This is a genomic window from Veillonella sp. S13054-11 (assembly GCF_002959795.1).
GTDB lineage: Bacteria > Bacillota > Negativicutes > Veillonellales > Veillonellaceae > Veillonella > Veillonella parvula_E.
Genome location: NZ_PPCY01000005.1, coordinates 57,551 through 79,804 on the forward strand (window position 1 = coordinate 57,551; position 22,254 = coordinate 79,804).

The following is a 22,254-nucleotide window of genomic DNA, read 5'->3' on the forward strand; positions in this document are numbered from 1 at the left end:
ATTTTTAATTAAAACTGATAACTGGATCTGAAAGCCCATACACTTGTATCAGTAGTAAAACCGTCCGGCTTTTTAAGTGGAGTGCCTAATGACACATCATAGCGAAATGCATCACCGATATTCCCACGAACACCGATAACCCCACCTACTAAGGTATTACCAATTTGTGTCGCTGTGGACGGCCCCCATACATGACCTATATCTATACCTATATACGGAGTTATTCGTTGTCGTCTAAATGGTAAGGCCCATTCATTTTGAATGTAGTAACCGGAGTCACCACGTAATGTTTCTTCCCCACTGAAGCCACGTACGGAATAGCGTCCACCGATACTAAATTGATCAGTTCCAAACAATCGTTGATTTGTAAACTGACTTCTAAAACGCATCGTATACACACCTTGTTTATGACCTATTCGTACACCGCTTTGAATTTCACCTTCAAGTCCCGCCATTTTATATAACGTAGTCGGATTATCTGCCAATCCTTCCCAACTACGTACTGTAGCACCTAGGCCTCGTATGCCTTGACGATAAAAGAGATATACATCAGACATAGTATTCCCACTATACTGACGATGGGATAATCCTAGTTCCAATGCTGTGGTATGTTGCTCTTGTACACCGATTTCTATATCATCAATGTAACTATGGCGTGTTTTATGAATCACCTTAGCGACAGCAGCGGTCTTGGAGCGACTCGTCCGATTCAAAACCTGCTCTACAGAAAACTCAATCCCCCGAGTATTCCCAGAAGAACGGAATGCTTCTGGCATAAATACCAATTGATGATAACTATATTGATACGTGGATAAGCGATACATTCGATTTCCATCAGGTACGGCATAATTTATGGCATACTGCTTTGATCCATGTCCATCACCATGATGACCAATATCCTTCGTTATACTAGCCGATAAAGTATCATTAAGCCCTGCCAACTGACTAAATGATACATACATAGTGCCTTGGTATTTTCCTGTCGATTCGTAACCTGCATTGTCTAAAATCAGCGACCCATGCACAAATCCTTTTTGTTCTACCGTTAGTTTCACAATAGAGTGAAGTGGCTTTGTACCTGGCTCAATACTAAGCTTTACATCTTGTCCCGGTACATTTCGCATCTGGTCTATACCTTGCTCTAATGCTTGTCTACGCAATACATATCCGGGACGAACAGGAAACGCACTTCGCCAATTCGTGCGAGCTTTTGGATTCGTGAGAACAATATCTTCCACATAGCCCGGTAAAATTTCAAAAGTAAGTGTACCTGATTGTAAATCCTGATTCGGAACTACTACTTGACTCGTTACATACCCATCAGCAAGAATTTGCTCTTGTAATTGCTTTTGCAGTACAGCAATCCCCTCTGCCCCAATGTTGTTATGATTATATATTTTCAGTCGATTCCTATACTTCTTAAAGACCGGTTCTGATGACGTAATCACAATCTGGTCAATTGGAAATGACACTGCTTCTTGTGGCAATGCATCCATAGGTGCGCCATTTAAATTGTCATAATGTGATTCTGAACGCGACAAAGCGGCCCTTGCCATCGGTGCCTCCGCGCGTTGACGCAAAGAAGCATCGGCTCGAGCCGCTTCTTGTTGAATAAATGAGGAAGGTACATCCGCTGCCAAAGTTGTCGTTGCACACATAACGCCAACTAAGCCCACACAACTGGCAGCGATTGATACTACTTTCATAATTCTCTCTCCTATATATTACTTTCAAATAATTATTAACTTATTAGTCTGATTATATCTCTCAGAAAACATAAAATCAACATTTTATGTATATATATGTTTTATATGACAAAAGAGAGTTGCTTCATACAACTCTCTTTCACTAATCAATCAAATTATACTTAATTTTAGTTATATTCAGTTTCATATTGCAATTTAAAATTATTTAAAATTATCAGTTATCACATTAAAAATAATCATAAGCATAAAAATAACTATTATAGGTATTACAGAATAAAAATCTTTTTTTGCTTTTTTCAATAGAATAGGCATTTTCTCTAAAGTAAGTGAAGAGTCAGACTTAACGGCCAAAATTCTCAACCACAATTCTAATACCCAACTCAATATGCCTATAACAGCTAACAGATGAATTAAATTATCACCATCATAAGGAATATTAATGAGTATAAAAACCAGACAGCCTATTCCTATTTCCGTATATAACATAGATTTAGAACGTTTAACTTGTTCCTTGTCTAATACAAAATAAGGATTCCTAATAAAATATAGACAATATATACATAATAAAAATAATGAAAGACCACTCTTCATATATAGCTCCATTTAAAATAAAATTATAAATGCAATCTTTCTAACCAATTATTACGTGCTAAAACTACAATATATCCATCATTCCTTGGATCCTCTAATACATATACTCTATACGATTCATTTTCATATACATAACGAGTTTTAGCTTGGTCAATTAACTCCCAATTCCCACTCAAGGGTTTTATTGATTCTATATCTTTATGTAATGAATCTTTCCTTATATTTCTTGCCATACCTTTTGAGAAAAGAGTTCTTCTGTTCGACTCATATACTTCGCTAGCATTCAAATATTGTTCTCGAGGAAAATATGCATTTAAAGCTTGTATCAATTCTACTCTAGACTGCTCAACTTTATCATTATAGAAGAAATTGTAGCATAATCCACAAATTAGCCATACAAAAGAGCAGCCTAAAAATAAGTACCAAAAAACAGAATAAATTGTTTTAAATTTCATCACTAATTTTCCCTCTTATCTCATCAATATCACTAATATCAGAGTCAACTCTATTAGTTAACTCTTTGTAGTATAGTTTGCCACCCATCGATTCCGAATACCTAATGAACAGGTCCATAAAAGCTTATCTAATCAATTTCATCAACGAACTTTAAATCATTTATCTCCATAAGTTAGCTCTAAAGATACCTCACCATTAGAGGTTAATGTATATACTAAACCAGAGAATGGGGTTTGATTATAGAATTTAAAAGTCTCAATCATCGCTACCACTTCATTTTTTAAATCATACATAACTTCCGAAATAATAGCCGGCTCTTTATCATTATTTTCTATATACTTTGTAATACATGAATCATCCTCAGTTTTATAAACCAAAAGCTCTACAGAAGGATTATCAACATTCATCTCAAAATGTAATTTAGCACGATGCCAATTTAGAGGCGTTAATTTAAATATATGTTTTGCCACTTTATTATAATGTTTCTCAAGTTCCGATTCTAAGCTTTTATGCTTTAACTTAAATGCCTTATCAATGGCAGTATAATTTTTTGCTAATACACGAGATTCCATATCCTCCAATAATAAAACACCTCGTGGACCTTTTAGCATTTCTTTATATACATGCGGATCAAATTCATCTTCCCTAGCTAGAACACCAAAATTCTGATATTCCCACTTATATCTATTTTGAAGCCAATAATCGTCAGTTACAGGATCATTATGAAATTCACAATGTGGCTCATAATCATCACGTGAAATATACATTGTCCCCCATGTCCATGAATCTTCAGATACATTATGCAACAAACGTACATTTGTTAAAATTTTATTAATACCATCATTTATAGAATTTACTTTTTCAGTACTACAATTATATAATAAATCGCCATAACTAATGATTGACCCAGCCGGAGTCTTTACGTAGTACTCAGCTGAAGTCATTGATCCAGTTTCTGTACTCTCAAAATATAAATAAGCCTTATACCAATGTTTAGGCATACAATCAATAAGTAAATCTCTTATTTTATTAATATATCTATCCATATATCCTCACATTAATTATTAGAAATTTCGTCGGAAAATCTTCTATTCCTCTTACATCATCATTAGTAATGATTCGATGTTTATCTAAATCAAGAAATGTTAGTTCATAACCTAAATAATACCAGCGATTATTGTTAGTATTTAGCATCATGGTCTGAGTTCATTAGCATTTTTCTAACGTTATATAAAGCCTCTTTTGAAAAGTCTTCTAGCTTAGTTTTCTTAAATAATAATCATAAGTATATATACAACTTAAAAATCTTCTAGAATCTATAATCCTAAGTCTATAAACTTCCCTGAAACTTTAATCTGCCAAAACATCCCTTTAGTAGCTTTTAAATCAATGCCTGATTTTAACTTGTCAAAACTCACATCATAAAATGGTAATAATACCTGTAATGATGCTAATTTTGCTTTCATAGTAATTAAATCTTTACTTAATTGCCCGGATATATTAGTATCGGATATCTCCTGTAAATTGGAAATACATGCCTGAAAGTCTTCATCCTGAATACGTTCACACGTATATATTTCAGACAAATAGGACTGTTTAATACAACTTATGATTGATTCAGAAATGAATTCAGGTTTTTGTAAGACTTCATACAGCCCCAACAAAAACAACGCCCAAAATATCTCCTCTACATAATCGGTAAAGAAATAGATACCGAGCTTATTTTCATCATGTGTAGAAATCTTTAACGCCTCAGATAAAGTATCCCCCTCTAATTCCCGTTCTATTAAGGCAATCCAACTACTGTATTCAATATCATCTAACGTATCATTTAATGCTGGTATAGGGATTCTACGAGCCATCCACTCATCAACATCCTCTAAACTCATCCCATCTCCAATTATATTTAACAGTTTAGCGGACAGATGTACTTTTCTACACATTAAACGAATTGACATACTAAATATGTAATATTCTAGAATGGTCAAATCAATATAATTTCGTCTATATGCCTTAACAGCACCCAATATAAAGACCATTAAAAATGTATCTAAGTTTTTTTTATTTTTAAAATAAATCATATTTATTCCTCTATCCACTAATTTATTCTAACTTAAACTCTATACGTTCATCATTAACCCGTTTTACTTAGTGAATTATAATAGTCCATTATCCATCAGCAACCCCAACAAAGTAAATATTGCAAAAAATAAGAGGATACTTAAAATAATCCTCACTACACGTCTCACTACAGGCTTAGCGGGAGTAAAAGATTCTATACTATCATGATTACCAATCAACTCAGGAATACAAATAAATGCAATTAAAAATCCTATAGCCTGAATTGTACCTCTAACCTCATAATTAGTATTATATAAGTTCAGTAAAGACATGATAAAATCCATATATTTTTACCTCTTAGTATAATAGTAATATTTCTCCATAAGCTCACTATAATATAACCACCTGCAAGATCTTTTATCCCTAATACAGCTTCATCTTAAAAAGTCATATAATCAAATTAATTATCGATTCTATATTTCGTTTATAAATGTTAATAATAGTAAATACCGAAAACAGATTGACTTGCTCCGTTTACATACTGTAACACATCAACACACTTGGTATTCAATACATCAATATTGTCACGCCCCTGCTTAATGGTTCAATTGTATCTCCATTGCAGATAATAGCCATAGTTGTTGAAGTATTCATGCCTTTTTATTCTAACATATAACACTCATAAAATTTTAAAAATTGGGTAATTTAATAAGAAGTCACCATAGAATCGGATACTTTACCTATCATCTTATTACTTGTAATAGCTTGTAATGGCGGAATAACTAGTTCAGCAGTCTTCGCTTCTGAAAGACTCGATTTAAAGTGGATATGATTTCCCCAGCCACCACCTTTAATACGACCACCTACACCTATTTCAGTAATCTCTAGTTGGTCATTATTTTGTATTATATCTTTACCAACCATAATAAGATTATCGACTCGTTCACGATGAAACGGTCGTTGCATCGAATCTCTAATATTGAACATTACAAAAAGAATAGCAGTCATTACTAAAACTTATATAACTAATATCTTATTTTGAATCTACATAATATAGTAAACCGTCTGATTTATAGAAATCGATATCAGCCTCAATCTTCTCCTTAGTAACAGAGACAAAATACACTCTAAGTTTAATACTAATTTTCTTTAAAAATAACTGTTGCCGTTTAGGATTAAATCTATTCTCACGGAAATCAATTATATCAAAAAGCTCAATCGCCTCTTCAAATGACTCAGAATATTTATAGCCTAAACTTTTAATCTTATTTAAAACTTTATCCTTAAATGATAACAACGCCTGAGAAAGCCCTTCATCAATTTCTATTAGCAATAATGTATATCCTAACATAAATATCATCATATTAAACTCAAAGTTTACTAATGAAACATAGTCTATATCTAAACTTAAGTTAGCACCATCTACTGGTTCAAACAGTTTGAAGTCAGTTAAGCAAGAATAATATTTAGGATCCATTAACAACGTCTTACAATCTATCTCAATAGCATCTATTGTATCAACTAACAACATGCTTGGGAAAAACCCTTTAACCCACGCTTCAACATCTTCTAGTCCCATACCATGTAAAACAATTTCTTCTAAGTCCAAAGACAAATTATTCTTATCTATAATCTTCAACATTTTCATTCGATAAATTAATGATTCTAATGTGTCTAAATCAATACAATTATATTTATATGCCTGTAAGGTACCTAGAGCAATTAATAAAAAATAAAATTCAATATTTCTTTTTTCTTTAAGAGTTATTTTCATATTTATCTGCCATTACAATAACGGAATATTTTAATAAAAAAGTATTGGTTCTAATATTACAATATGATACTTTAAGTCTTCATACGATAACTATAAGGATACCTCCCCCTTAGAGGTCAGTGTATACACTAAACTAGAAACATTTAACATAACAGCTACTGTTCTGTTACTTTAACAATAATAGAACGATTTGGATATCTCATCTTTTTCTCCTTTAAACTATTATAAATATCCTGCTCTTCTGTAGTTAGCTCGGACTTACTAGACCAAATATGTGTTTGTATTGGTTTCTGTTCTCTCTTCTCTATTAAACATCTATTTAAAATATTAGTTTTGTAAATTTCATCAGTTTCCTGATCAAACAAATAATAAGTTTGACCTGAGTTTAAATCAAGCTTTAGAAAACCTGTTTTTCCATAACTATATAAATAGTCTAATTGTGTTTTATAAGAATATCCATTATGTTCTAATGTAACACCAGTTTGAGTATCTAATATATAATTTTCACCCTTGGAATATCCCAAAAAATAACGAGGTTCATATTTATCTGAATTAGATTCACCAATATAAACTATTGAACCTGCTACTAAAAGAAAGATGCCTGCCAAAATAGCTAATATGTATTTCATTTTTATTAGTCTCTCAAATCGCATAAAACAACCGTATTATATTGAAAGAGCACTAAAGATACTCCCAATTGTCACTTTCAATTAAACGACGATATCTAATAGGAACATTATCATAGTTATCTATAACCTTAGCACGTCCAATAAAATCATTATATCGTTTTTCATCCATATCAAATTTAAGGTTAACAAATATATAGTGGTCTAAATATCCATCATAAATAATGTATTGCTTATTATCCCTATCAATTTCACCAATAAAAATTTGACAATTTCGAATTGCTTTATATATATGATAATTATCTGATTTTAAAGAATCTACCAATTTATATGACTTTATACCAGATACAATTCTAATCATCTGTCTATAGTCATACAAATCACCTTTATTATTTAGCTGTACTAAATAATTGGGTTTTACACCAACTACACTTCCTAATTCAGCATAAAAAAACCATGAGTTCACTAAAAAATAGATTCCAATTAAAAATAGAGAAAAAATATTTCCCAATATACTTATTATTAACAGTCGCTTCTTTAAAGTTTTACTTATCTGCATAAGAGTACACTCACTTATCTTATCCATTTTTTTCTAAAATGACAGTTATACTTTTAGTTTTTATATCACGTATAATTTCAATACTAATATTATCATCCATATCATATCCGATAAGTTGTGCTTTATTTACTTCACGCCATTTTATATTCTCTTCTGAAAGTATATTCCTCACTTCTTCTAAAGTAATACTTTCATATGTAATTTTAAAATTATAAGCCTGCCCATTTCTACCTGTAACATAATGATCTTCGCTAACTTTATGTGTAGATATACTTGTTAACTTTTGCTCATATGCTTCTAGTTGTTGAATTTGTTTTGGTCTATTAATAATAGCTACTACTGTCATCAAAGAGATAGTAATCATACATATGAGTGTAAATCCTAAAATTATCTTAAAAGATATGGGAAGCATATTAAAGTAATAGGATATCTTTTTCAAAACTATCAACTCCATCAAAGCATCTCATTAAAGTACTAACCATTACTACACAATATTATAAAAATAAATATAGCGTATTTCTAATTTTTACTAACATAGTTATCTCGTAATTGTAATAAAATAGTTCGTTCTTCTTCTCCAATTTCATCTAAACTATTCAACATAATAAGATGATCCCCATAAGTATATTTCAACATAGTAATTAAAGAGTCTCTAATCTTTTTACCAGCAATGCGTTCATCAAAGTAAACTTGTATATCATTTGTTTCTTTATCAATGATAAGAAAACCACTCACATTAAATATCAGAATCTTTGTAGCCGTATCTTTTACGTCTCGCACATCATTCGTAATAATGAGATGATTATCTAAATCTAGAAACGTTGCTTCATAGCCTGAATAATACCACCGTTTATTAAAGTACTTTGCACCACGGTCAGAATTCATTAACATTTTTTCAAAGTTGTCTAAATCCGTTTTGGAAAAATCTTCTAACTTATTTTTCTTATTAACGATCATCTTTGATCTTGGATGATATAATTTATGCTGTTCGGTTTCATCACCATAAATTGTAAATTCCCATACATCTAATTTATGATTTTTGATATCGTACCGACCTATCCCATCATAGCCTAAATAATAATAGAAAGGCTCATCAAAATATACAGCTAAAATACGATTAGAAATCGATTCATTGATTAAAGTATCTACTAGCTCATGAGACTCATCCATAATAACTATATTATTAGGAGAACCATCAAACCATCATGATAATAATACTGATAAATAGCGGTACTAATAATTGCTATAACGATCAGTATTAAAGAACAAATTTTTTTCATACCAAACTACCTAAGCTATATAATCAAATACCTTTATACAAAACACCAACATCTTTTAATAATATCAAATATCATATCTAATTAATAAATATTTATTCCTCTTCTATAATTCAATTATATGTTAAACTAGCGTATACCACCAACGAATATTTTGTTATGTTGCGGCAAAAAAAGTACCATCTATCAAGGGACGACTTATGTGTCGTTTAGCTCCCCAAATAGATGGTACTTTTTATAATTAAGTTAATTAAATTATTCAAATAAACATGTCCTACTCGGTCTACAATGTAGTATAGCACTACTTTATATTTCGTCGTGCCGCCAGACTACCAGCACTGCTAGCTAGGCCAGCCCGATTGATATGTGGGTTTCCATGCTTATACGTTTTTGGCTTGCTTCCTTTATCTTCTACCTTTGATTTCTCAAATTTAATAAATAAATTATCAAGCTCGCGCAAGAGCGCACGTTTTTGTGAGTCTTTCAACTCGAATACTTCACCTTTATAGGCGATGTATTTATTTTTTAATACAGGACTGAGATCATAGATGGGCTCGTGTTCTTCTCCATTTACATCCAACAGCTCATCCAAGGTCAATCCATAATAGCGAGACAGGGCACAGAGTGTATCTAAATCTGGTTCGCGATACCCTGTTTCGTAATTTGAAAGCGCCGCATTACTGATACCTACGGCCTTTGCTACTTCGATTTGGCTTTTGCCCATGCGCACGCGAGCACGCTTTAAGTTCTTGTAAAACTGCATGTTCATCACCTGTATCGATACATAAACAACTACAAACTATAACTTCTTATAATAATGTATCACTGATTTTTTTGAAAGCTTCATCAGCAACGGCTAATGTGCGTTCCACTTCACTGCTCTTGTGGCAGATAGATACGAAATTACTTTCATAAGGACTTGGCGCATAGTAAATACCATGGCTCAAGTTATGGTGGAAGAACATTTTAAATTGTTCTTCGTTGCAAGATGCCGCATCATCAAAGTTCTTAACTGGTTTGTCAGTAAAGAAGATGGTGAACATGGAGCCTACTCGTTGCACAACAACAGGCACATTGTATTGTGCCGCCAATCTTTCAAAGCCGTCGCAAAGGGCAATCGTCGTATCTTCTACTTGTTTAAACACCGTTGGATCCCGTTGCAAAATGGAAAGTGTTGCTAAACCAGAGGTAACAGCAATTGGATTACCACTCAATGTACCAGCTTGGTAAATAGGACCAGCTGGAGCGATTTGGTTCATAATCTCACGAGAGCCACCAAACACGGCAAGTGGCATACCACCGCCAACGATTTTACCAAGGCATGTAAGATCTGGTTTAATATTATAACGTTTTTGAGCACCGCCACTACTAGCGCGGAAGCCACACATAACTTCGTCGAAGATCAATACAGCACCGTGAGCCTTAGTTACTTCGCGCAAGGTTTCGAGGAAGCCTGGTACTGGAGGTACGCAGCCCATGTTACCAGCTACAGGTTCTACGATGATAGCCGCAATGGTATCGCCCATATCGTCGAATAGTTTACGAACCGCTTCAGAATCATTGTACGGCAATGTTATGGTATTCTCTGCTACGCCTTGAGGAACGCCAGGGCTATCCGGCACGCCAAAGGTAGCAAGGCCAGAGCCAGCTTTCACCAAGAGAGCATCGCTATGACCATGATAACAGCCCACAAATTTCACGATGCGATCGCGACCAGTATACCCACGAGCTACGCGCAAGGCACTCATGGTAGCCTCTGTACCAGAGTTAACGAGGCGGATAACCTCCATAGACGGCATGAAGGCTTGTATCTTTTTAGCCAATTCTGTTTCTAATAGTGTAGGTGCACCGTAGCTAGTACCACGAGGAATCGCCTCTTGCAAACTAGCAATAACTTCAGGGTTCGCATGGCCCAAAATCATAGGGCCCCAGCTCAACACATAGTCGATGTATTCGTTGTTATCGATATCATAAATGCGGCTGCCGCTGGCGCTGCTGATAAACGGAGGGTTAGAGCCTACGCTACGGTAGGAACGCACAGGGCTGTTTACGCCGCCTGGCATATAACGTTTAGCCTCATCAAAGGCCTTTTCAGATTTACCGAGTTGGAACATAGTTCCTCCTTATTGTTGTAACCATTTAGCAATATCTAAGGCATGGTACGTAATGATGATTTTAGCACCAGCACGCTTCATGGAAAGCATTGTTTCCATAACGAGGCGTTCTTCATCGATGAGACCAGCCGCAGCAGCAGATTTAACCATCGCATATTCGCCGGATACATTGTATACCGCCACAGGCAATTCATAGCGGTCACGCGTTTCACGAACGATGTCCAAGTAGGACAAGGCCGGTTTAATCATGATAATATCTGCACCTTCAGCGATGTCGAGTTCGATTTCTCTGAAAGCTTCTAAACGATTAGCCGGGTCCATTTGATAAGATTTGCGGTCACCAAATTTTGGCGCAGAATTAACAGCTCCGCGGAACGGACCATAGTAAGCAGATGCGTATTTTGCCGCATAGCTCATGATAGATACATTGGTATAACCTGCCGCATCAAGGGCTTCACGAATAGCACCTACGCGACCGTCCATCATATCGGATGGAGCCACCATATGTGCACCAGCTTCTGCTTGGCTTACCGCAACTTTACAAAGCAATGGTAATGTTTCGTCGTTCAAAATTTCATGGTCATCGATCATGCCACAGTGACCGGTAGAGGTATATTGGCACAAGCATACGTCAGAAATAACCAAAAGATTTGGTACGGCTTCGCGGATGGCTTTGATGGCTTGTTGTACTGGTTGGGACATATCCCAAGCAGAGGAACCTTGCTCATCTTTATATGTAGGAATACCAAAGATTTCTACACCACGCACACCAAGATCATAAGCCTCTTGAGCTACTTTCACAGCCTCATCAACAGATAAGTGATATTGACCTGGCAATGTGTCGATTTCTTTTTTGATACCTTCACCAGGCACGATAAATAATGGATAAATCAAATCAGTTACGTCGAGTGTCGTTTCGCGTACCAAATCACGCATTTCTGGATTGATACGCAAGCGGCGAGGACGGTATGTTAAATCGTACATGTAATCCTCCTAAATGTCTTTTACAATAGCATTTACTAAGCCATCTGTTGTATATACATCGCTGATGATAGCCAGTTTAAGACCTGCACTCATAGCCGTAGCAGCCGTAATTGGACCGATGCAAGCCACTTTAGTTTTGCCTAATAGCTCTAGTGCATTGTCGCCCAATAATTGGATTGTATTTGTTACAGTAGAGGAGCTTGTGAAGGTAATATAATCTACATTGCCTTCTGTTAACGCTGTTACTAATGCTTCTTGTTGAGATGTATCTTGTGTCGTTTCGTATAAACGCAAGATATCTACATTCATATCGCGGTGACGCAAGCAACGTGGAATCACATCGCGTGCTACCTTTGGTTGAATCAACAGTACAGAATCCCCTTCATTAAGTTCTTCTTCAAGAGCCTCTACAGCAGATTCAGCCTTGTAGTCTACAGGAATGATATCCGGTACGATGCCATATTTTTGAAGTTCACGAGCTGTAGCACAGCCGATAGCCGCCACTTTAGAATTACCTAAAGCACGTGTATCTTTGCCTTCTTTATATAGAGCATCGAAGAAGTAGCGAACCCCTTCAGCAGATGTGAATACGATGCATTGGTATTGTTTTGTATTATTAATGATACGTTTATCTTCCTCAAACAATTCCAATGGAGATGTTTTGATTGCTGCTGCTTCCACTACATTTGCGCCTTGAGCCGCTAATTTTTCGCGGAATGCACTTGCTTGGGAGCGAGCGCGTGTGACCACAACAGTTTTTCCGAATAAAGGTTTATTATCAAACCATTGTAATTTTTCACGAAGGTTGACAACATCACCTACTACGATGATAGCTGGCGCTTTCAATTGAGCCTTTGCTACATCTTCAACGACATGTTCAAGGGTAGAAACTAATACCTCTTGTACTGTTTTTGTTCCCCACCGAACAAGCGCTACTGGTGTAGAGGCTGCTCGCCCATGAGCCATCAATTTTTCCGCAATGACAGGCAAGTTACCAACACCCATTACAAAGCAAAGTGTATCTACCGCCGTAGCAAGGCCTTCCCAATGGATGCCAGATACTGCTTTTGTAGGATCCTCATGACCTGTTACCACCGCAAAGGATGTGGCCATAGCGCGTTGTGTTACAGGAATCCCTGCATAGGCAGGCGCTGCGATAGGAGATGTTACACCTGGCACGAACTCAAATGGCACACCGGCTTCGCCAAGAGCCATCGCTTCTTCACCACCACGACCAAATACGAGCGGATCACCGCCTTTTAATCGTGCTACGATTTTGCCTTCTTTACCTTTTTGGACTAATAGCTCATTGATTTCCCATTGATGCATTGTGTGATCTTTACATTGCTTACCAGCGTAAATCAGTTCAGCATCTGGACGTGCCCATTCTAACAGATGGGCATCCGCTAAATAGTCATATACAATTACATCTGCTTTTTCGATGCATTCACGGCCTTTTACAGTGATGAGTTTAACATCGCCAGGGCCCGCACCAATTAGATATACCATACCTGTCATTTTATGATTCCTTCCTCTATGAGAGCATCCACAATACGTTTGCCCCCTTCTTCATATAAGGCTTTTGCAAGATTTTTACCAAGGATCTCGCCCTTTTTAGCGGGACCAGAGATTTCCCCTTCGTACACAGTTTTTCCATCGAGGGATGCAATCATAGCCTTTAAAGTCAATTGACCTTTATTGATGGTGCCATGTACGCCCATTGGCACTTGACAACCACCATTTAATTGACGCAAGAAACTGCGCTCCCCTTCAACGGCATAACGCGTTGCTTCATCGTTGATAGGATCCAACATGTCAAGCATTTCCGTATCGTCGGCGCGGCACTCAATAGCGAGAGCCCCTTGACCTACGGCAGGAATCATTTCATCAGCCTTGAAGACTTGTGTGATTTGGTCTTCTAAACCTAATCGTTTAAGCCCTGCTTGAGCCAAGATAACACCATCTAACTTTTCCGTTTCGATCTTGCTCAAACGAGTCTGTACATTACCGCGAATAACCTCTACCTTTAGGTCAGGTCGAGCATGCAGTAACTGCGCTTGCCGGCGTAAACTGCTGGTACCAACGCGAGCTCCTTGTGGCAATTTGTCTAGTGTTTTATACACGGGACTCACCAGCGCATCATAAGGCACTTCACGAGCAGAAATAGCCCCAAGAGTGAGGCCTTCTGGCAACTCTGTAGGCATATCCTTTAAGCTATGTACGGCGATATCGATATCGCCTTTATGCATAGCCTCTTCTAGCTCAGCAGTAAATAAACCTTTACCACCAACTTGAGCCAGTGGTTTCTCTAGGATACGGTCACCCTTTGTATTAAAGTGAACTAGCTCTACCGTAATATTGGGGTACAGACGTTGTAATTCTGCACTAATATGTTCAGCCTGCCATAGGGCAAGGGCACTTTTTCGCGTGCCGATTCGAATATGATCTCTCATGGCATTAGCCTTCTTTCTCAAGATTAAACATATCTTTGAATAAGTCCCAGTACAGACCTTCTTCCTCCGTACCAGCAATTTCGTTGAAGTGAATCATCGGTTCACGCAACATTTTGCGAATGATCATGCGACTCATCGAGTCCATAACACGGCGCTCTTTATCGGAAATATCTGGTAATTTAGCTAATGCGCGATGTAATTCACGACGGCGAATACGCTCAGCCTTTTCCGTGAGCAATGCCATCATAGGACGCACTGTTAAATAGCTCAACTTATCCAATAACTCTTCAATAGCATCATGAATAATAGGCTCCGCACGACGAGCTTCTTCTTCGCGCTGCGCCTTATTTTCTTCTACTACACTTTCAAGAGAGTCAATATTAAATAGGTAAATACCGTCCAAATCTGCCACCGCAGGATCGATATCACGAGGTACCGCTATATCGATCATAACAATTGGTTCACCCTTGCGAAGAGTCGTAATTTTCTTCGCTTCTTTTTCAGTAATAATATAATGCGGTGCCCCTGTAGATGTGATAAGAATATCCGCATCTTTAGCATACTCTACAAAGTTATCGAGCTTAACAGCTTTACCATTAAAGCGTTCCGCTAACATTTCAGCCTTAGCAAAGGTTCTATTAGATACGAAAATCGTTTTTACACCCTTCGCTTGTAAATAAGTAGCTGTCAATTCACTCATCGTACCAGCACCCAAAATAAGTACTGTAGCTTCGGATAATGGCTTATCTAAACTGTCCTCCGCAAGATTGACCGCCGTGTAACTAACAGATACAGGCGTATTAGCAATGCCCGTATTAGTACGTACCTTTTTACCAACGCTAATAGCCCGTTGGAATAAAATATTAAAAATTGTTCCCGTACAGCCTGCGCTATAAGCCTGAATATAAGCCCCTTTTAATTGGCTCAAGATTTGGCCTTCCCCCAACACAAGGGAATCAAGACTAGCAGAAACACGGAATAGATGCTCAATACAATCTCGTTCTTCATAGAAGAAGAATGCATCTGCATCGATATGATCTGCTCCTTTTAAATCTTTTAACACTGCCAACATGTAATCCTTCGGGAATTCTACACCTTCTAAAGCAGCATAAATTTCCGTTCTATTACAGGTGGATAATATAACGCATTCTGAGATACAGTCAAATTCATAGAGGCGATTTAGTGCGGCAACTACCTCGTCTTTATCAAACGAGAAACGTTCACGCACCTCTACAGCGGCACTTCTATGATTTAGACCTAATACCACTAATTGCATAGTTTAGTTTCTCCTCTATAAACATCCACTCTCCCTTGAGAATGGCTTCAAATGTTTCTACCGTCAGATTGTCTCGCCAAAATTTCTGTCGAGCCTCTGGAGTAGGAAGTAGTAACTTTACTTCTTCTCTAAATATTTTAAGTCTAGGCATAGCCTTTTGCAACTGACCATAACGATTCATCATATCTTGTCGTACGAGACGATTGATACGAGGTCCTACATTATTGGCACTAATAGCAATATGAAGATCGCCGAGTTCAAGGGATGACGGCACAGTAAAGCTACACGCGCTCGGATCATCACTACGATTTGTCCACACTCGATGTTTTTTTCCTAGCTCATACAAGGTATCGTTTAGTTCATGATTATCTGTGCAGATAAACAGCAAACTACTCGAAATAATATGCTCTTCGTCGTCCATTGTGAAAGCCCGATTACACCAAGTGATACGATTTTCCTTTGCCCATTGGCTAATCGTATCCGTTACAGCAGGAGCGATAACGACAATTTGGCAAGGCTCCTCAATAAAAAGCTGCATCCGTCGTTCCGCTACTTCTCCGCCGCCTACGAATAAGATTATATCTTCAGTTGTAGGTTGAAATGTTATGGATACCATGGCTGTCCTACTATATACAAAAAAATCGGCTTGATGGTCAAGCCGATTTTCAACTGCCTACATAAATCGTTTCAGATATACGCCGATACGCCCTTTACGAGAGGTACCTGTAATAGCTTCTACCTTCATTCGGCCACGACCACGCATGGAAATGACATCTCCTTCTTTAACCTCTTGGGATGCCCCCTTAGCTGGTTGCCAGTTTACTTGTAATAAGCCCGCATTGATAGCACTCACCAATTTAGTGCGAGATACACTAAATCCAGAACTTGCTACCGCATCTAAGCGCAAGGAAGCGACTGTAGTGCGAACTTCTTTAATTTTTTCTTCTTTTGGTGCAATATCTGATAACTCAATAGCCTCTACAGATACAGAAACCATAGCAATTTTCGTAAAGTTTTGAATTACGAAATCAGCCACGCTTTCATCCACCATAATCTGAGCGCCCCCTTGCTGGACGATAACGTCCCCAAATTTGGAGCGATCAATGCCAAGGCCCATCAAGGAGCCCAGCACATCGCGATGGGTAAGCAATCGGAACCGTGGGTCCCAATTTACCTTAAGGGCGCGAATGCCCATGTCCACGGTACCGTTAAAGTCGCTATCTACAAAGGCGATACGGATACGTTCCGCCCCTTCATAGCCACCATCGGTCTTAACGATAATCTGTGGGTAGTTAGCCTTGATTGCGTCTGCAATGACAAGACCTGCAGGGCTCGTAAAATCCGCCACGCGATAGGGGCGACCTTTAACAACCTGCTCAGCCAAGTCAAGCATGCGACGAGCTTCCTCACCACTGCCACTGGCTTCAAAATATCGAATTAATTTACTAGTATCTGCCAAAATTATTTCCCCAATTCATTCGACCGAGCAAGACATGCTACTACGCCGTCTTGGAGAGCACTGCGAAGTCCACCTTTTTCCATGGCACCAATACCAGCAATGGTGGTGCCACCGGGGCTGGTCACTTGATCTCGTAGTACTGCTGGATGATTGCCACTTTCAAGAGCCATCTTACCTGCACCGTACATTGTTTGAGCAGCTGCCTTTATAGCTAGCTGACGTGGTAAACCAATACGAACGCCTGCATCAGCTAAAGCATCAAGGATAACGAACATATAGCCAGGGCCCGCGCCAGATAGCGCGCCTAAGCGATCTAAATCGGCTTCGCTCACCACTGCTACCTCACCTACAGCCTCAAATAAGGCTTGTACAGCACGACCTAGGTCAGTATTCACATCATCCCCGGCAAGTGCCGTCATACCTGCACCGATAGAAGCCGGTGTATTTGGCATAGCTCTAAACCAGTTAGCTTGTGGAATAGCCGCATCAAGAGTATCTAAGGTGACACCTGCGGCAACAGAAATCATAACAGTCCCATAAGGTACTTCTTTTAAAGTCTCTAACACAGATGGTAACACTTGTGGTTTTACAGCCAATAGAATAGTGTTGTACTCGTTTACATTAGGCAATGTAGTAAAACCTACTACACCAAGCTCCTCTACAAGAGCCTTACATTGTTCTTCGCGACGCACTAGAATGTGTGTATCACAGGCTTTCAACACACCATGCTGTAATGCACCGCGCAATAGAGCGCCCCCCATTGAGCCAACGCCTATACATAGGATTTTACCTAACATAGTTATCACCACCATTTATAGAGAGATTATTTGTTTTCCCAAGAATATTCGTTTTGCTCAGTTGTGTTGCTTTCATTGTCATTATAATCAATGGAAATATTTACAGGTACACACATGAAAATGTCTTTACCTACTTTTTCCAATTTGCCATCCAATGCATAGGTCGCACCAGATACGAAATCTACAATACGAGCTGCTTCATGAGGGTCTGTATTTTCAAAATTAATCAATACAGGACGCATGTCGCGCAATTGATGTGTAATATTTTCAGAATCTTCAAATACTTTTGGTTCAATTACAACTACTTTCATAGCTGTTGGACGTTGTGTCATCGTAGATTGGCCTCCTACCTTGCGTGGATGAAATTCAGATGCACCGGACACGGGAGCCGCTGTTGCTACTGGGGTAGGTTCAGCTTCGTATTCCTCTTCATCTTCGTATTCGTAATCATCATATTCATAGTCATCATCAGTTCTGCCTAAGAATAAGTTTTTTGCTTTGTCTAAATAATCTCCCAATGCCATTTGGATTTCCTCCTAATACAATTAACGCTTCCGATTATCAGGTAAGCCGAACCTTAATAATATACACGTTCCCCAAAAATTGCTGTGCCTACACGAACGATGTTAGCCCCTTCTTCCAAAGCGACCTCAAAGTCATGAGTCATCCCCATAGATAAATATTGAATCTGCCCTTCTTCAAAGTAGCGTTTCATATCCTCAAACAAGGCATTCGCTACGCGGAAGATTGGACGAGCTTCCTGTGGATCATCGAAAAATGGTGCCATACACATCAAGCCCTTTACGCGTACATGAGGCAATGTTTTTGCATAATCTCGTATTTCTGGAAACTCTTCGACGGTCATTCCCGTTTTAGAAGCTTCGCGGGCCACATTGACTTGCAGTAATACATCTTGTATCTTGTCGTGCTTTGCAGCAACCTTTTCGATTTCATCTAATAATTTACGGCTATCCACAGAATGAATTAAATCAAACATAGGAACCGCTTGGCGCACCTTATTGACCTGTAAATGACCAATCAAATGCCATGTTAATTGTGGCCCCTTATAGGTTAGCTGCTTTTCTTTGGCCTCTTGTACTCGATTTTCTCCTACATGAGTGACACCGAGCCGTGCGACCTCTTCCACAGCCGACACAGGGTGGTTCTTTGTAACCGCCACTAATAATGCTGTATCTACGCGACCAACACGCGCCATAGCATCGGCCATGCGCTGCTGTATAGCGTGTAGGGATTCTTCAATCACGTGAATGCCCCCTTCAATCTATATATCATAATCATCAAATATATTTGTATAGACTATTTTATTATATAGTATTTAAGGTCAAATGTACATGATTTAAGGCTTATCCCTTCCACAAATTCAAGCATGTATATATATAAAATATCATACTTTATTATGATTCCTGTGAAAGTCGAATTTTATCGGTCTTGTAACATCGCAAATAAGGCCATCCGACCTGTTAGGCCTGCCTCTCGACGATAGGAATAACAGTCTACTTCCGTTACACTATCGGTACCACCAATCGTGATATTCTCTGAAGGAACTCCATTTACAATGAGATCCTCACCAATAAAGTTCCATAAATTGATATAAGCCTTGTCTAATTTATCACCAGGATAATTGACAACATCAGATGCATCTCGGTCTGTCATATCTCTCCATGCTAATTCAAAGCGTTTACCTAGTTCTACATCTACTTCAAAGGACTCTGGTCCAATACTAGGCCCAAGATATATATAGCAATCTTTGAACTCGGTCCCATAAGCCTCTTTCATGGCCTCAATAGTAAGTACTGGTAAGCGGCCAATGGCACCACGCCAACCTGCATGTGCCGTTGCAATCGCATGATGTTTGGCATCGTAAATGCCTACGCCAACGCAATCTGCAGTGAACAGAAATAATGGCACATGAGGTAGATTTGTAAATACTGCATCACAATCATCGATGGCCGTATCTTCTCCAAAAGCACCGGCCCCAATAAGGTCTTCTGTGATTTCTACAGCCTTTAAACCATGGACTTGATTGCCACAAGAAATACGGTTTGGTTCAACACCTAAATATTTCGCAATAATAGCTCGATTTTCTCGTACGCTTTGAGCTTCATCCCCTACATGAAACGCTAGGTTTAATGATTCATAAGGGACTTTAGATACGCCACCATGACGATAGGTATCGCCCATAACAATAGGAAATCGATCAACCCAGCTTGGCGCCTCATAAGACCATGTTCCATAAGGACCTTTCACATCTATACGTTTTACAGATTGATTCATCTGTTCCTCCTATTTACAAACGCCACAGCGTTTACAACCTTTTGCACATGGAGGGGTATATGCTTCATCGAGGGATCGTTGCCATTCCATTTCAAGATACCCCTCCTGCATCCCCATGTCTAAATGGCTCCACGGCAAGAATTCATCAAAACTGCGTTCGCGATAGTTCATATCGTCCATATCTAGTCCAGCCGCCTTCATTTCAGACTTAAAAGATTTACTACCTCGATCGGCTGCACACGCTGCAATAACAGCACCTAAACGACGATCTCCACGAGCAAGAACCCCTTGAATATATGCCTCTTTAGGGGACTCTACAAGAACCTCCATGCGGCGATTCTTTTGCAACGCTTTTTTTATATATTGTAATTTTTTCTCCACCGTTTTTTGATTGTCCATGGCCATCCATTGGAACGGGGTAAAAGGTTTCGGAATAAACGGATTAATGCTGAGCGTTAAACGACCTTTACAACCTACTTTTTCCATATGAGCTTGCGTTCTTTCCGCAAGTCCTACAATAGCCTCAATATCTTCATCGGTTTCCGTTGGCAGCCCAATCATTATATATAAGCGCATATGCTGAATACCTGACTTTGCAGATAAGGTAGCTGCATTTTGTAAATGCTCTTCACTGATACCCTTGTTGATGACGCGACGCAAACGTTCACTGCCCGTTTCTGGCGCAATGGTAATAGTCTTTTGTCCACTGTCTGCTAGTCCATCCACCACGGCTTGTGTTAACGAATCAGCACGCAAGGATGCACAAGAGTAACGCATATCTTTAGAGCGAATATAATTAACGAGTTCATCTACCTCAGGATAATCCGAGATAGCAGCACCCATTAGGCCTACCTTTTTACCTAGTTTTTCTGCGCGCTCTACGCCTTCTTTCAAAATGTCCAAAGGACGTACACGCGGTACGCGGAAGCAATACCCAGCCATACAAAAGCGACAGTGACGACCACAACCACGAGCTACTTCTATGATATACATAGCGCCAAATTCAGTATAGTTCGTAGCCACTACCGTTTCACCACCGCTGGTGAGCATTTCAAAGTGACGTTTAATCGTCTTAGGTACGCCCTCGACAATATCATAGCCTTTAAATTCACCATCTTCACTGTAAATCGGCACATACAAGGATGGTACGTAAACCCCCGATACATCCGCTAATTGACGTAAAATAGCGTGACGATCCAAGCCTTCCATTTTTCCATCTCGAATGATATCTAGTACGCGACTGACGATACCTTCCCCTTCACCGATGATGAAAGCATCAATAAAGTCGGCAAAAGGCTCAGGGTTAAAGGTCGCACAAGGGCCCCCTGCAATAACGATAGGATCAAATTCGGTACGGTCTTTTCCCATGATAGGTACACGGCCATGGCGCAACATCAAAGGAATATGGAAATAATCCATTTCAAAGGTGACATCAAAAGCAACTACATCAAATTGATGCATAGGCCTTTGTGTTTCAACGCTCATAAGCGGAGTCTTAGTCTTATCGTAAGCTTCTAATTCCTTTTTCTCAGGCAAGAAGATCCGTTCGCAGACGCTATCATTTCGTAAATTGATTTCCTCATAAATGATATGAAGTCCAAGATTACTCATGCCCACAAAGTATATATTCGGATAAACGATAGCTACTTTTTGCCCTGCATGAGGATTTACTGTTATCCGACTGTCTTCATCTTTATATAATTCTTGTAATCGATCAATTAAATCTTTACGATTCACTAATTTCCTTTCTATATAAGCCCACTACGAATAGTGGGCTTAATAACACTTTACATATCATTTGTACATCTATAAAATTAGATAATACT

25 protein-coding genes are annotated in these 22,254 nt (G+C 38.4%); all 25 read right to left on the reverse strand.

Going from position 1 to position 22,254, the window contains the following annotated elements; translation table 11 throughout:
• Positions 1 to 8: 8 nt before the first annotated feature.
• On the reverse strand, positions 9 to 1,706 hold the full coding sequence (locus tag VPHSUH08_RS05585) for a ShlB/FhaC/HecB family hemolysin secretion/activation protein (protein WP_105086986.1): 1,698 nt from the start codon (positions 1,704 to 1,706) through the stop codon (positions 9 to 11).
• A gap of 201 nt (positions 1,707 to 1,907) precedes the next feature.
• Positions 1,908 to 2,297 carry a hypothetical protein gene (locus VPHSUH08_RS05590; RefSeq protein WP_105086987.1) on the reverse strand — a complete coding sequence of 130 codons (390 nt, stop codon included), beginning with the start codon at positions 2,295 to 2,297 and terminating at the stop codon, positions 1,908 to 1,910.
• Between the two features lie 23 nt (positions 2,298 to 2,320).
• Positions 2,321 to 2,752, reverse strand: a complete 432-nt coding sequence (locus tag VPHSUH08_RS05595) for a hypothetical protein (protein ID WP_105086988.1) — start codon at positions 2,750 to 2,752, stop codon at positions 2,321 to 2,323.
• Positions 2,753 to 2,908: 156 nt separating this feature from the next.
• Entirely contained in the window at positions 2,909 to 3,799 is an 891-nt protein-coding gene (locus tag VPHSUH08_RS05600) for an immunity protein YezG family protein (RefSeq protein ID WP_105086989.1), read from the reverse strand.
• 270 nt (positions 3,800 to 4,069) lie between these two features.
• Complete coding sequence (locus VPHSUH08_RS05605) at positions 4,070 to 4,834, reverse strand: DUF3969 family protein (RefSeq protein WP_105086990.1); 765 nt, start codon at positions 4,832 to 4,834, stop codon at positions 4,070 to 4,072.
• Between the two features lie 75 nt (positions 4,835 to 4,909).
• Positions 4,910 to 5,158 carry a hypothetical protein gene (locus VPHSUH08_RS05610; RefSeq protein ID WP_105086991.1) on the reverse strand — a complete coding sequence of 83 codons (249 nt, stop codon included), beginning with the start codon at positions 5,156 to 5,158 and terminating at the stop codon, positions 4,910 to 4,912.
• 361 nt (positions 5,159 to 5,519) lie between these two features.
• On the reverse strand, positions 5,520 to 5,780 hold the full coding sequence (locus VPHSUH08_RS05615) for a hypothetical protein (RefSeq protein ID WP_042975892.1): 261 nt from the start codon (positions 5,778 to 5,780) through the stop codon (positions 5,520 to 5,522).
• A gap of 67 nt (positions 5,781 to 5,847) precedes the next feature.
• The gene (locus VPHSUH08_RS05620; RefSeq protein ID WP_024060108.1) at positions 5,848 to 6,588 is read right to left on the reverse strand and encodes a DUF3969 family protein; all 741 of its coding nucleotides are present in this window, start codon (positions 6,586 to 6,588) and stop codon (positions 5,848 to 5,850) included.
• Between the two features lie 155 nt (positions 6,589 to 6,743).
• Complete coding sequence (locus VPHSUH08_RS05625; RefSeq protein ID WP_042975889.1) at positions 6,744 to 7,217, reverse strand: hypothetical protein; 474 nt, start codon at positions 7,215 to 7,217, stop codon at positions 6,744 to 6,746.
• A 52-nt stretch (positions 7,218 to 7,269) separates the two neighbouring features.
• Complete coding sequence (locus VPHSUH08_RS05630; protein WP_024060106.1) at positions 7,270 to 7,773, reverse strand: hypothetical protein; 504 nt, start codon at positions 7,771 to 7,773, stop codon at positions 7,270 to 7,272.
• A 19-nt stretch (positions 7,774 to 7,792) separates the two neighbouring features.
• Positions 7,793 to 8,227 (reverse strand): hypothetical protein, encoded by a 435-nt coding sequence (locus VPHSUH08_RS05635; protein WP_233189889.1) that lies wholly within the window; start codon positions 8,225 to 8,227, stop codon positions 7,793 to 7,795.
• 65 nt (positions 8,228 to 8,292) lie between these two features.
• The gene (locus VPHSUH08_RS05640) at positions 8,293 to 8,943 is read right to left on the reverse strand and encodes a hypothetical protein (RefSeq protein WP_024060104.1); all 651 of its coding nucleotides are present in this window, start codon (positions 8,941 to 8,943) and stop codon (positions 8,293 to 8,295) included.
• Between the two features lie 408 nt (positions 8,944 to 9,351).
• Positions 9,352 to 9,813: a helix-turn-helix domain-containing protein gene (locus tag VPHSUH08_RS05645; RefSeq protein ID WP_105086992.1), complete on the reverse strand. Its 462-nt coding sequence runs from the start codon at positions 9,811 to 9,813 to the stop codon at positions 9,352 to 9,354.
• 46 nt (positions 9,814 to 9,859) lie between these two features.
• Positions 9,860 to 11,164 (reverse strand): glutamate-1-semialdehyde 2,1-aminomutase, encoded by a 1,305-nt coding sequence (gene hemL, locus VPHSUH08_RS05650; RefSeq protein ID WP_105086993.1) that lies wholly within the window; start codon positions 11,162 to 11,164, stop codon positions 9,860 to 9,862.
• Between the two features lie 9 nt (positions 11,165 to 11,173).
• Complete coding sequence (gene hemB / locus VPHSUH08_RS05655; RefSeq protein WP_008602583.1) at positions 11,174 to 12,148, reverse strand: porphobilinogen synthase; 975 nt, start codon at positions 12,146 to 12,148, stop codon at positions 11,174 to 11,176.
• A 9-nt stretch (positions 12,149 to 12,157) separates the two neighbouring features.
• Positions 12,158 to 13,666, reverse strand: a complete 1,509-nt coding sequence (cobA, locus tag VPHSUH08_RS05660) for a uroporphyrinogen-III C-methyltransferase (protein ID WP_105086994.1) — start codon at positions 13,664 to 13,666, stop codon at positions 12,158 to 12,160.
• Positions 13,663 to 14,601 (reverse strand): hydroxymethylbilane synthase, encoded by a 939-nt coding sequence (hemC, locus tag VPHSUH08_RS05665; protein ID WP_004696919.1) that lies wholly within the window; start codon positions 14,599 to 14,601, stop codon positions 13,663 to 13,665. Before hemC ends, cobA begins: the two co-directional genes overlap by 4 nt.
• Positions 14,602 to 14,605: 4 nt before the next feature.
• Complete coding sequence (hemA, locus tag VPHSUH08_RS05670; protein WP_105086995.1) at positions 14,606 to 15,877, reverse strand: glutamyl-tRNA reductase; 1,272 nt, start codon at positions 15,875 to 15,877, stop codon at positions 14,606 to 14,608.
• The gene (locus VPHSUH08_RS05675; RefSeq protein ID WP_105086996.1) at positions 15,846 to 16,493 is read right to left on the reverse strand and encodes a bifunctional precorrin-2 dehydrogenase/sirohydrochlorin ferrochelatase; all 648 of its coding nucleotides are present in this window, start codon (positions 16,491 to 16,493) and stop codon (positions 15,846 to 15,848) included. Before VPHSUH08_RS05675 ends, hemA begins: the two co-directional genes overlap by 32 nt.
• 57 nt (positions 16,494 to 16,550) lie before the next feature.
• On the reverse strand, positions 16,551 to 17,336 hold the full coding sequence (locus tag VPHSUH08_RS05680) for an RNA-binding protein (RefSeq protein ID WP_060919678.1): 786 nt from the start codon (positions 17,334 to 17,336) through the stop codon (positions 16,551 to 16,553).
• Positions 17,337 to 17,338: 2 nt separating this feature from the next.
• Entirely contained in the window at positions 17,339 to 18,133 is a 795-nt protein-coding gene (gene proC / locus VPHSUH08_RS05685; protein WP_105086997.1) for a pyrroline-5-carboxylate reductase, read from the reverse strand.
• Positions 18,134 to 18,159: 26 nt separating this feature from the next.
• Entirely contained in the window at positions 18,160 to 18,657 is a 498-nt protein-coding gene (locus VPHSUH08_RS05690; RefSeq protein WP_004695224.1) for a cell division protein SepF, read from the reverse strand.
• 53 nt (positions 18,658 to 18,710) lie between these two features.
• Positions 18,711 to 19,397 (reverse strand): YggS family pyridoxal phosphate-dependent enzyme, encoded by a 687-nt coding sequence (locus tag VPHSUH08_RS05695; protein WP_105086998.1) that lies wholly within the window; start codon positions 19,395 to 19,397, stop codon positions 18,711 to 18,713.
• A gap of 176 nt (positions 19,398 to 19,573) precedes the next feature.
• Positions 19,574 to 20,428: a polyphenol oxidase family protein gene (locus VPHSUH08_RS05700; protein ID WP_105086999.1), complete on the reverse strand. Its 855-nt coding sequence runs from the start codon at positions 20,426 to 20,428 to the stop codon at positions 19,574 to 19,576.
• Between the two features lie 9 nt (positions 20,429 to 20,437).
• On the reverse strand, positions 20,438 to 22,165 hold the full coding sequence (locus VPHSUH08_RS05705; RefSeq protein WP_105087000.1) for a radical SAM protein: 1,728 nt from the start codon (positions 22,163 to 22,165) through the stop codon (positions 20,438 to 20,440).
• Between the last annotated feature and the right edge of the window lie 89 nt (positions 22,166 to 22,254).